Origin of the sequence: Pseudomonas sp. S07E 245 (assembly GCF_019599025.1) — a bacterium.
Lineage (GTDB): Bacteria > Pseudomonadota > Gammaproteobacteria > Pseudomonadales > Pseudomonadaceae > Aquipseudomonas > Aquipseudomonas shirazensis.
On sequence record NZ_CP080625.1, the window covers coordinates 3,422,114 to 3,434,358 of the forward strand.

At 63.6% G+C, this 12,245-nt stretch carries 9 protein-coding genes; all 9 read left to right on the forward strand.

Annotation, left to right across the window (positions count from 1 at the left end):
• Positions 1–51 precede the first annotated feature (51 nt).
• Positions 52–939 carry a tRNA glutamyl-Q(34) synthetase GluQRS gene (gene gluQRS, locus K3F44_RS15760; protein WP_150571327.1) on the forward strand — a complete coding sequence of 296 codons (888 nt, stop codon included), beginning with the start codon at positions 52–54 and terminating at the stop codon, positions 937–939.
• 171 nt (positions 940–1,110) lie between these two features.
• On the forward strand, positions 1,111–1,287 hold the full coding sequence (locus K3F44_RS15765) for a hypothetical protein (protein WP_003250005.1): 177 nt from the start codon (positions 1,111–1,113) through the stop codon (positions 1,285–1,287).
• On the forward strand, positions 1,271–4,246 hold the full coding sequence (locus K3F44_RS15770) for a sensor histidine kinase (protein WP_178080795.1): 2,976 nt from the start codon (positions 1,271–1,273) through the stop codon (positions 4,244–4,246). Before K3F44_RS15765 ends, K3F44_RS15770 begins: the two co-directional genes overlap by 17 nt.
• 4 nt (positions 4,247–4,250) lie before the next feature.
• Complete coding sequence (locus K3F44_RS15775; RefSeq protein WP_220632550.1) at positions 4,251–5,702, forward strand: sigma-54 dependent transcriptional regulator; 1,452 nt, start codon at positions 4,251–4,253, stop codon at positions 5,700–5,702.
• A 752-nt stretch (positions 5,703–6,454) separates the two neighbouring features.
• Positions 6,455–7,843, forward strand: coding sequence for a polynucleotide adenylyltransferase PcnB (locus K3F44_RS15780; RefSeq protein ID WP_220632551.1), 1,389 nt, complete (start codon positions 6,455–6,457; stop codon positions 7,841–7,843).
• Positions 7,844–7,845: 2 nt separating this feature from the next.
• A complete protein-coding gene (gene folK, locus K3F44_RS15785) occupies positions 7,846–8,325 on the forward strand; it encodes a 2-amino-4-hydroxy-6-hydroxymethyldihydropteridine diphosphokinase (RefSeq protein ID WP_150571326.1) in 480 nt (159 codons plus the stop codon).
• 244 nt (positions 8,326–8,569) lie between these two features.
• Positions 8,570–9,370: a 3-methyl-2-oxobutanoate hydroxymethyltransferase gene (gene panB, locus K3F44_RS15790; RefSeq protein ID WP_101322146.1), complete on the forward strand. Its 801-nt coding sequence runs from the start codon at positions 8,570–8,572 to the stop codon at positions 9,368–9,370.
• Entirely contained in the window at positions 9,367–10,230 is an 864-nt protein-coding gene (gene panC, locus K3F44_RS15795; RefSeq protein ID WP_101322147.1) for a pantoate--beta-alanine ligase, read from the forward strand. Before panB ends, panC begins: the two co-directional genes overlap by 4 nt.
• A gap of 151 nt (positions 10,231–10,381) precedes the next feature.
• Positions 10,382–12,046, forward strand: coding sequence for a glucose-6-phosphate isomerase (gene pgi, locus K3F44_RS15800; RefSeq protein WP_150571325.1), 1,665 nt, complete (start codon positions 10,382–10,384; stop codon positions 12,044–12,046).
• Positions 12,047–12,245: the final 199 nt, after the last annotated feature.

The window sequence follows — 12,245 nt, forward strand, 5'->3', positions numbered from 1 at the left end:
CGAACGGGGCGCTCAGGCGCCCCGTTTTTCATTGTGAAGATGACGTAAACCATGACTGCCTCCCCCTACGTCGGGCGCTTCGCCCCTACCCCCAGTGGTTTCCTGCACTTCGGCTCGCTGGTGGCCGCCCTGGCCTCGTGGCTGGACGCCCGCGCCGTCAATGGCCGCTGGCTGCTGCGCATGGAAGACACCGACCCGCCGCGCGAGATGCCCGGCGCCCGCGATGCGATCCTGCGCACCCTCGAAGGCTACGGCCTGCACTGGGACGGCCAGGTGGTGTACCAGAGCCAGCGCCATGCTGCCTATGCCGACGTGGTCGAGCACCTGTTCCGTCAGGGGCTGGCTTACGCCTGCACCTGCTCGCGCAAGCAACTGGAGGGCAGCAACGGCATCTACCCTGGCACTTGTCGCAACGCCGGTCACGCCCGCGAGGGCGCGGCGATCCGCTTGCGCGTGCCGGAGCTGAGCTATCGCTTCGATGACCGTGTGCAAGGGCCGTTCGCCCAGCACCTGGGCCGCGAAGTCGGCGACTTCATCATCCAACGCCGCGATGGTTTGTACGCCTACCAGCTGGCGGTGGTGTTGGACGATGCCTGGCAAGGCGTTACCGACATCGTGCGAGGCGCCGATTTGCTCGACAACACCCCGCGTCAGCTGTACCTGCAAGAACTGCTGGGGTTTTCCCAGCCGCGCTACCTGCACATCCCGTTGCTGATCCAGCCCGACGGGCACAAGTTGGGTAAATCGTACCGCTCGCCACCGCTGGCACCTGAGCAGGCCACCCCTCTCCTGCTGCGCGCGCTGCGTGCACTGGGCCAAGCGACCGAGCCTGCGCTTGAGCAGGCCAGCCCGGCTGAGGTGCTGGAGATCGCGCGCCAGCGTTGGCGCCCTGAGGCCATCGCCCGCCAGCTGACCCTGGCCGAGGCTGATCTGCGCTAGTTGCCGGTCCCGCGCCGTGGGCTCGCTGCAGCCCTTGGCGCGCGGTAAAAATCGAGCAAATTCAATTTCTTGCCCACAGCCGTAGAATCCCGCTAGCATCGGCCCGGCCGTTGGCGCCGATTTGCGCCAATAATAAGTGCAAACCCGCAGCGCCCACTCATCGAGGCCCGCATGTACATCTATCGCTTGGTCCTGCTGCTGGTGGTCGGGATCTACCTGTTCTCGCCGGCCATCATGGACTGGTGGATCGAGCCCACCGGCGCCTGGTACCGCCCGTACCTGCTGTGGCTGATCCTGATCGTCGTCACCTTCATCCTGCAGAGCCAACGAGATGCCGATGAGCTTTAGCCTGACCCAGATGATCCTGATCAGCGCCGGGTACCTGCTGGTACTGTTCGGCGTCGCCTGGATCAGCGAGCGCGGGCTGATCCCGCGTTCGGTCATCCGTCACCCGCTGACCTATACCTTGTCGCTAGGCGTCTACGCCAGCGCCTGGGCCTTCTACGGCTCGGTCGGCCTGGCCTATCAGTATGGCTATGGCTTTCTTGCCTGTTACCTGGGCGTGTCGGGGGCGTTTCTGCTGGCGCCGGTGCTGCTCTATCCGATCCTGAAGATCACCCGCACCTACCAGTTGTCATCCCTGGCCGACCTGCTCGCGTTTCGCTTTCGCAGCACCTGGGCCGGCGCGCTGACCACCATCTTCATGTTGATTGGCGTGCTGCCGCTGCTGGCCCTGCAGATCCAGGCGGTGGCCGACTCGATCAATATCCTCACCGGCGAGCCGGTCAAGGCCCGGGTCGCGTTCGCCTTTTGTGCGCTGATCACCCTGTTCACCATCTTCTTCGGCTCGCGCCATATCGCCACACGCGAGAAACACGAAGGGCTGGTGTTCGCCATCGCCTTCGAGTCGGTGATCAAGCTGATCGCCCTCGGCGGGGTCGGCCTGTATGCGCTGTATGGTGTGTTCGGCGGCCCACACGGCCTGGAAGTGTGGCTGCTGCAAAACCAGACCGCCCTCGCCGCGCTGCACACGCCACTGCAGGAGGGCCCATGGCGCACGTTGCTGCTGGTGTTCTTCGCCTCGGCGATCGTCATGCCGCACATGTACCACATGGCCTTTACCGAAAACCTCAGCCCGCGCGCGCTGGTCAGCGCCAGCTGGGGCCTGCCGTTGTTCCTGCTGCTGATGAGCCTGGCCGTGCCGCTGATCCTGTGGGCAGGGCTGCGCCTGGGCGCGAGCACCAACCCCGAGTATTTCACCCTCGGCCTGGGCATTGCCGCCAATAATGAAGCACTGGCACTGCTGGCTTACGTCGGCGGTTTGTCGGCTTCCAGCGGGCTGATCATCGTCACCACCCTGGCGCTGTCGGGCATGGCCCTCAACCACCTGGTGCTACCGCTCTATCAGCCACCGGCCGAAGGCAATATCTATCGCTGGCTGAAGTGGACCCGGCGCGCGCTGATCGTCGCCATCATCACCGCCGGCTTCGTCTTCTACCTGACACAGAACAACCACCAGAGTCTGGCCAACCTCGGCATCGTTGCCTTTGTCGCCACCTTGCAGTTCCTCCCCGGCGTGCTTTCGGTGCTGTACTGGCCGACCGCCAACCGCCGTGGCTTCATCGCCGGCCTGCTGGCGGGCATGCTGGTGTGGATGGTGACCATGCTGTTGCCGCTGCTGGGCAACCTGCAGGGCTTCTATATCCCGCTGCTGGACATGATCTATGTGCTCGACGATACCAGCTGGCACATGGCGGCGATTGCGTCGCTGGCCGCCAACGTCTTGCTGTTCACGCTGATCTCGCTGTTCACCAACGCCAGCAGTGAAGAAGTCAGCGCCGCTGAAGCCTGTGCGGTCGACAACGTGCGCCGGCCACAGCGGCGTGAACTGCACGCCGCTTCGCCGCAGGAGTTCGCCACCCAGCTGGCCAAACCGCTGGGCGCCAAGGCCGCGCAAAAAGAAGTCGAGCAAGCCCTGCGCGACTTGTACCTGCCGTTCGACGAACGCCGCCCTTACGCCCTGCGCCGTCTGCGCGATCGCATCGAGGCCAATCTGTCCGGCCTGATGGGCCCAAGCGTTGCGCAGGACATGGTCGAAACCTTCTTGCCGTACAAATCCGGCAACGAAAATTACGTAACCGAAGATATCCACTTCATCGAAAGCCGTCTTGAGGATTACCACTCGCGCCTGACCGGCCTGGCCGCCGAGCTCGATGCGCTGCGCCGTTACCACCGCCAGACCTTGCAGGAACTGCCCATGGGGGTCTGCTCGCTGGCCAAGGACCAAGAGATCCTGATGTGGAACAAGGCCATGGAAGAGCTGACCGGGATTGCCGCCAAGCACGTGGTCGGCTCGCGCCTGGTCACCATCGCCGAGCCCTGGCGCGGGCTGCTGCAGGGCTTTATCGACCTGCCCGACGAGCACCTGCACAAGCAGCGCCTGGGCCTCGACGGCCAGACCCGCTGGCTCAACCTGCACAAAGCCGCCATCGACGAGCCTTTGGCACCGGGCAACAGCGGCCTGGTACTGCTGGTCGAAGACCTCACCGATACCCAGGCGCTGGAAGACAAGCTGGTGCATTCCGAGCGCCTGGCCAGTATTGGCCGCCTTGCCGCCGGGGTCGCCCACGAGATCGGCAACCCGATCACCGGCATCGCCTGCCTGGCTCAGAACCTGCGCGAAGAGCGTGAGGACGATGGCGAGATCACCGAGCTGTCCAGCCAGATCATCGAGCAGACCAAACGCGTCTCGCGCATCGTCCAGTCATTGATGAGCTTCGCCCATGCCGGCGGCAGCCACCAGAACAACGAAGAGCCGGTGTGCCTGGCCGAGGTCGCCCAGGATGCGATCGGCCTGCTGGCCCTCAACCGGCGCAATTTCGAGGTGCAGTTCTTCAACCTGTGCGACCCGGATCACTGGGCCGAGGGTGACCCACAGCGCCTCGCCCAGGTGCTCATCAACCTGCTGTCCAACGCCCGTGATGCCTCGCCCGCCGGCAGTGCCGTGCGCGTGCGCAGTGAAGTCAGCGAGCACACCGTCGACCTGGTGGTCGAGGACGAAGGCAGCGGCATTCCGAAAAACATCATGGACCGCCTGTTCGAACCGTTCTTCACCACCAAGGACCCTGGCGAGGGAACCGGACTGGGGCTTGCACTGGTCTATTCCATCGTGGAAGAGCATTATGGGCAAATCACCATCGACAGCCCCGCCGATATCGAACGGCAGCGTGGCACCCGGATCCGCGTGACCCTGCCCCGGCATGTCGTAGCGACGTCCCCTGAAATTCGCGACCGTCGAGAGAATTGAATCAATGCCGCATATTCTGATCGTCGAAGACGAAACCATCATCCGCTCGGCCTTGCGTCGTCTGCTTGAACGCAACCAGTACCAGGTCAGCGAAGCGGGCTCGGTGCAGGAAGCCCAGGAACGCTTCAGCATTGCCACATTTGACCTGATCGTCAGCGACCTGCGCCTGCCTGGCGCCCCCGGTACCGAGCTGATCAAGCTAGGCCAGGGCATCCCGGTGCTGATCATGACCAGCTACGCCAGCCTGCGCTCGGCGGTGGACTCGATGAAAATGGGCGCGGTCGATTACATCGCCAAGCCGTTCGACCACGACGAGATGCTGCAGGCAGTTGCGCGCATTCTGCGTGATCGCCAGAACGCCCCGGCGGCCGCCACCAGCAGCCTCGAGCCGCGCAGCAACGGCAAACCGGCTGTTGCCGACAAAGGCAGCCATAATGCCGCCAACGGCGAGATCGGCATCATTGGCACCTGCGCGCCGATGCAGGACCTCTACAGCAAGATCCGCAAAGTGGCACCGACCGACTCCAATGTGTTGATCCAGGGTGAGTCGGGTACCGGCAAAGAGCTGGTCGCACGCGCACTGCACAATCTGTCGCGACGGGCCAAGGCGCCGATGATTTCGGTCAACTGCGCAGCCATCCCTGAAACCTTGATCGAGTCGGAACTGTTCGGCCACGAAAAAGGCGCGTTCACCGGCGCCAGCGCCGGGCGTGCCGGTTTGGTCGAAGCAGCTGACGGCGGCACGCTGTTCCTCGATGAAATCGGCGAGCTGCCACTCGAAGCCCAGGCGCGCCTGTTGCGCGTGCTGCAGGAAGGCGAGATCCGCCGGGTTGGCGCGGTGCAATCGCAAAAGGTCGACGTGCGCCTGATCGCTGCGACCCACCGTGACCTGAAAAACCTGGCCAAGGTCGGTCAATTCCGCGAAGACCTTTATTACCGCCTACACGTGATCGCCCTCAAGCTGCCGGCCTTGCGCGAGCGCGGCAGTGACGTCAACGAAATCGCCAGCGCCTTCCTCGCCCGCCAGAGCGCACGCATCGGTCGCGATGACCTGCACTTCTCCAGCGAGGCCGAGCAGGCGATTCGTCATTACAGCTGGCCGGGTAACGTGCGCGAGTTGGAAAACGCGGTCGAGCGCTCGGTGATCCTCAGCGAGAGCCCGGAAATTTCCGCCGAGCTGCTGGGCATCGACATCGAGCTGAGTGACCCGGACGACGATGACCTGCTTGACGGCATGTCCGCCCTGGGCAGCGTCAGTGCCGGTAACGCCAGCCACGAGCCGACCGAGGATCTGTCGCTGGAAGACTACTTCCAGCACTTCGTGCTCGAGCATCAGGACCACATGACCGAGACCGAACTGGCGCGCAAGCTTGGCGTCAGCCGTAAATGCCTGTGGGAGCGGCGCCAGCGCCTGGGCATCCCACGGCGCAAGAGCAACGCCACCAGCGACAATTGATCGGCGCCCAATAACGGGGCAAGCCGTCTACCACGGGGTTACCGTGGCAGAGGGCTTGCCCCGTTTGCGTTTATGCAGGTAACACCCCAGCGCGCCTGCAAAAATCTGTTACCCATCCCCGCCTGCCGTAACAGCTACCGAGGCGTACGGTAACGAAATTTCTACATTTGCTCCGCTCTCGACCTGAGCAAAACCCGGAAAACCCCCGTATTTGCTGGGTTTTCGAAAGTTGGCACGGCACCTGCTATATCTTTGGTACAAGAACAATAACAAGCATTGCAACTCAGAATAAGAACAAGACGAAACGGCTCACGCACAATAAAAACAAGACGGCGGAGGCGCAGCTAACTGATTCTTTTGGAGAGGAGTTGTGTTTGGGGCTTGCCCCACGACCAGGCAGAGAACAACAAAAACTGCACTAAAGCAGCGCCTACACTGGTTGGATCGACAGATCAGCATCACCTCAGCGGCCAAAGCAATCCGTTTGCTCTTTACCCCCGGTTTGGGGGTCGTCCGCAAGTTTCGCGCTTTGTGGGCAGGGCACTCAACAAAAACAAGAAGCCCAGCAGAAAAACAATAAGAGCACGCAACGACTTCTTGGGGAGCTTAGGCTCCCCTTGTCGTTTCCGCCTCCCGCGCAAGCACCCGTGGCATACCGCCTACACCATCCCCGAAGTAAATGCTAGAATCCCCGCCCATCATGCGGCCATTCTCTATCCCTTGGCCGAACATTCCTTCAAACAGTGCATCCCATGCTGAAGAAGTTGTTCCAGTCGTTCCGTCCTCCCGTTAGTGGTCAACACCACAGGCGCACCACGCCTGAAGTGATCAACAAGAGCCAGCACTCGCTGCAGCGCAGCCAGTTCAGCCGCCATGCGGTGGGCATTGTCGATCGCCTGCAGGCTGCCGGATACCAGGCTTACCTGGTTGGCGGCTGTGTGCGTGACATGCTCCTGGGCATCACGCCCAAAGACTTCGATGTCGCCACCAGCGCCACGCCTGAACAGGTCCGTGCCGAGTTTCGCAATGCGCGAATCATTGGCCGCCGCTTCAAGCTGGTTCACGTGCATTTCGGCCGTGACATCATCGAAGTGGCCACTTTCCGTGCCCACCACAGCGATGAAGACGAGGGCGACAGCCACCGTTCGTCGCATAATGCCAGTGGTCGTATTTTGCGCGACAACGTCTACGGCACCCTCGAAGATGACGCCCAGCGCCGCGACTTCACGGTCAATGCGCTGTACTACGACCCGGTCAGCGAGCGCATCCTCGACTACGCCAACGGCATGCCCGATGTGCGTAACCGCCTGCTGCGCCTGATTGGCGACCCGGTCCATCGTTACCAGGAAGACCCTGTGCGCATGCTGCGCGCGGTGCGCTTTGCGGCCAAGCTCAACTTCGGCATCGAAAAGCACACGGTGCAGCCGATCCGCGAGCTGGCACCGATGCTGCGCGATATCCCGCCAGCACGGCTGTTCGAGGAATGCCTCAAGCTGTTCCTCTCCGGCCACGGCGCCATCGCCTTCGAAATGCTGGTTGACCTGCATCTGTTTGAACCGTTGTTCCCAGGCAGCAGCCACGCCCTGGAAGAGCGCCCAAGCTACACCCACACGCTGATCAGCAACGCCTTGATGAACACCGACCTGCGCGTCAAGCAGGGCAAACCGGTAACGCCGGCGTTCCTCTTCGCGGCCATGCTCTGGCCGGCCCTGCCGGGCCGTGCACTGTACCTGCAGAGCCAAGGCGTACCGCCGATCCCGGCAATGAACCAGGCCGCCCACGACCTGATCGCCGAACAGTGCCAGCGCATTGCAATCCCCAAGCGCTTCACCCTGCCGATCCGCGAGATCTGGGACATGCAGGAGCGCCTGCCACGGCGCAGCGGCAAACGCGCCGACATGCTCCTGGACAACCCGCGCTTCCGCGCTGGCTACGACTTCCTGCTGCTGCGCGAGAGCGCCGGCGAGGAAACCGAAGAGCTGGGCCAGTGGTGGACCGACTACCAGGACGCCAACGACAGCGAACGCCGCGCCATGATCGCCGAGCTCGGTAGCCGTGATGACGGCATCGGCGCCGCGCCACGCAAACGCAAGCGCAGCGGTACCAAGCGCAAGCGCAGCGCTGACGAAGCGTTCGACTGAGCATGAGCGTGCGCGTGTACATCGGCCTGGGCAGCAACCTGGCCGAACCTGCCGAGCAACTGCGCAGCGCCCTCGATGCCTTGGATAAGGCCGAGGGCACGCGCCTGGCAGCGGTTTCCGGCTTCTACGCCAGCGACTCGCTGCTGCCCGGCCAGCCGCGCTACACCAATGCCGTAGCCGCGCTCGACACCACGCTCGAGCCGCTGCAGCTGCTCGATGCGCTGCAGGCGATCGAGAACGATCAAGGGCGCGTGCGTCAGGAACGCTGGGGCCCACGCACCCTCGACCTGGATGTGCTGCTGTTTGGCCAGCAGGTGCTCGACAGCCCACGCCTGAAAGTACCGCACTACCATATGCACGCGCGCCCATTCGTGCTCTACCCGCTGGCTGAGCTGGTGCCTGCCGACTTCGTCCTCGCCGATGGTCGCAGCCTTGCGCAAATGCTCGCCGCCTGCCCGTTCAGCGGCCTCGAACGCCTGTAATTCGGGCGATCTTGACGGCGGTAACGCCAGTAACACCCTTGCCGTAACAATGCGGTAACAGGGTGATTGACTTCCCTCCCCTCGCTCACGACTATAGGCATCCCGTGGCCTCGACGCGCCACACTTAACCTATTTGGGCCCGGGCGGGTCTGAACATCACGAACGATGATGTGCCGCTCCGCATCGCACCTGCGCAAGGTTGTACGCAGGTCGATTGCACAGCGCCTGAACGAGGACTTTCTACATGCCTGAAGTAACCCTGACCACCCTGCATGGCCTCAAGGCCAAGGGTGAGAAAATCGCCATGCTGACCTGCTATGACGCCACCTTCGCCAAGGCTGCCAGCCAGGCCGGGGTCGACGTGTTGCTGGTGGGTGACTCGCTGGGAATGGTCCTGCAAGGGCATGACAGCACGCTGCCGGTGACCACTGCAGAAATGGCCTACCACACGGCCTGCGTCAAACGCGGCAACGACGGCGCACTGATCCTCGCCGATCTGCCGTTCATGGCCCACGCCACGCCTGAGCAGGCCTTCGCCAACTGCGCCAGCCTGATGCAGGCCGGCGCGCACATGATCAAGCTCGAAGGCGCGGCCTGGCTGAGCGAGACCATTCGCCTGCTGGCCGAACGTGGCGTGCCGGTGTGCGCCCACATGGGCCTGACCCCGCAGACGGTCAACGTGCTCGGCGGTTACAAGGTGCAGGGCCGGCAGGAAGCCCAGGCGCGGCAGATGCGCGCCGACGCGATTGCTCTGGAGCAAGCCGGTGCGGCCATGCTCCTGCTCGAATGCGTGCCCAGCGAGCTGGCTGCGGAGATCACCCAGGCCGTGGCCATTCCGGTGATCGGCATCGGTGCCGGTAACGCCACCGACGGCCAGGTGCTGGTGCTGCACGACATGCTCGGCCTGTCGCTGACCGGGCGCATGCCCAAGTTCGTCAAGAACTTCATGCTCGGCCAGGCCGATATCCAAGGCGCCCTGAGTGCTTACGTGGCGGCGGTCAAAGACGTCAGCTTCCCGGCTGCAGAACACGGGTTCAGCGCATGAATACCGTCAAGAGCGTCCGTGAACTGCGCGCAGCCGTGGCCCGCGCCCGCAGCGAAGGCAAGCGCATCGCCTTTGTCCCGACCATGGGCAACCTGCACAGCGGCCACGTCGCCCTGGTGACCAAAGCCACCCAGCGCGCCGACTTCGTCGTGGCGAGCATCTTCGTCAACCCGCTGCAGTTTGGCGCCGGCGAGGACCTCGACAGCTACCCGCGCACCCTTGCCGCTGACCAGGAGCGCCTGCTCGAGGCAGGCTGTCATTTGCTGTTCGCGCCGACCGTGGATGAAATGTACCCCGACGGCACCACAGTGCAGACCCGGGTCAGCGTGCCGCAACTGTCCGAAGGCCTGTGTGGCGCCAGCCGCCCGGGGCATTTCGAAGGCGTGGCCACGGTCGTCAGCAAGCTGTTCAATATGGTCCAGCCCGACCTGGCCGTGTTCGGCGAAAAGGACTACCAGCAACTGGCGGTGATCCGCGCCATGGTGCGCGACCTGAACATGCCGATCCAGATCATCGGCGAGCCGACCGTACGCGCCGACGATGGCCTGGCGCTGTCCTCGCGCAACGGCTACCTGACGCCCGAGCAACGCGCTGCAGCGCCGGCGCTGTACCGCGAGCTGAGCGTGATGGCCGACGCCATCCGCCATGGCCAGCGCGACTTTGCCGAGCTGATCGTGGCCGGTCAGGCCCAACTGCTGGCGGCAGGCTTTCGCCCGGACTATCTGGAAGTGCGCCACGCACTGACCCTGCGCCCGGCCATGGCCGATGACCGCGACGTGGTGGTAATTGCCGCAGCGTACCTGGGCACCACACGCCTGATCGACAACTTGTACCTGCATCTGGACGAGCCCACCGCCTGATTGCAACCCGGGGCCGCCACGCGGCCCCAAATTATCCCCGCCCGACCCCATTCCCCCCGCGCCAGCCATGCCTATAATGATCAACTGCCTGCAACTGCCAGCGGCTGCCAGTTGTCCAAGGCCAGATCATGCATCAAGGAAACCCTTCGCAATGGCGTATTACCGTACCCCCCATGATGTGACGACGCTGCCAGCCTGGCAGGCGCTGCAACAACACCGCGACGCCATGCAGGATTTCAGCATGCGCGACGCCTTCGCGGCCAATCCGCAACGCTTCGATCAGTTCTCCCTGAGCAGCTGCGGGCTGTTTCTCGATTACTCGAAAAACCTGATCAACGATGAGACCCGCAAGCTGCTGGTCAACCTGGCCACCGACGTCGACCTGGCAGCAGCCATCAAGTCGATGTTCAGCGGCGAGATCATCAACGCCTCCGAAGGCCGCCCCGTACTGCACACCGCCCTGCGCCGCCCGGTTGGCGACAAACTCAGCGTCAACGGCGTCAACGTGATGCCCGAAGTGCACAAGGTACTCAACCAGATCACCGAGCTGGTCGGCCGCATTCATGACGGGCTGTGGCGCGGCTACAGCGAAAAACCGATCACCGACGTGGTCAACATCGGCATCGGCGGCTCGTTCCTCGGCCCTGAGTTGGTTTCCGAAGCCTTGCTGCCGTACGCCCAGCGCGGCGTGCGCTGCCACTACCTGGCCAATATCGACGGCAGCGAATTCCACGAGCTGTCGGCCAAGCTTGCGGCCGAGACGACCCTGTTCATCGTTTCGTCGAAGTCGTTCAACACCCTCGAAACCCTGAAGAACGCCATGGCCGCCCGCACCTGGTACCTGGCCCAGGGTGGCTCCGAAGCCGAGCTGTACCGTCACTTCATCGCGGTCTCGAGCAACAAGGCCGCAGCCGTCGCGTTCGGTATCCGCGAAGAAAACATCTTCCCGATGTGGGACTGGGTTGGCGGGCGTTACTCACTGTGGTCGGCGATTGGTTTGCCGATTGCGCTGGCCATCGGCACGGCCAACTTCAAGGAGCTGCTGTCGGGCGCCTACACCATGGACCAGCACTTCCAGACCGCGCCGTTCGAGCAGAACATGCCGGTGCTGCTGGCCCTGCTTGGCGTCTGGTACGGCAACTTCTGGGATGCGCGCAGCCACGCGATCCTGCCGTACGACCATTACCTGCGCAACATCACCAAGCACCTGCAGCAGTTGGACATGGAGTCCAACGGCAAGAGCGTGCTGCAGGATGGCAGCCCGGCGCCAACCGCGACCGGTCCGGTGATCTGGGGCGGCGTTGGCTGTAACGGCCAGCATGCCTATCACCAGTTGCTGCACCAGGGCACCCAACTGATCCCGGCCGACTTTATCGTGCCGGTGGTGAGCTTCAACCCGGTGGCCGACCATCACCAGTGGCTGTACGCCAACTGCCTGTCGCAGAGCCAGGCACTGATGCTCGGCAAGACCCGCGAAGAAGCCGAGGCCGAGCTGCGTGGCAAGGGCCTGAACGAAGCCGACGTGGCCAAGCTGGCGCCGCACAAGGTCATCCCTGGCAACCGCCCGAGCAACACCCTGGTGGTCGAGCGGATCAGCCCGCGTCGCCTCGGCGCGCTGGTGGCGATGTATGAGCACAAGGTGTTCGTGCAGAGCGTGATCTGGGGCATCAATGCCTTTGACCAATGGGGCGTCGAGCTGGGCAAAGAGCTCGGCAAAGGCGTGTATCAACGCCTGGTCGGCGCTCAGGAAGAAGCCGCTGAAGACGGCTCCACCCAAGGCCTGATCAATTACTTCCGCGGTCGTCACCGCGGCTGATCAAGCCCTGCTGCAAGCCCCGGCGCGGGGCCAGCTTGCCCTCTGCAGTAGCGTTCGATTGAGCGGTACTGCAGGGGGCAAGCTGGCCCCGCGCTTTGCATTGCGCCGGCAACCCCGGAGGAACACCCGCGCCGACTACACTGTCCATCGAATAGCCGTTGCACTTCATCCTGCCTTGCGCGCCGCGGTGAGGTGCAGT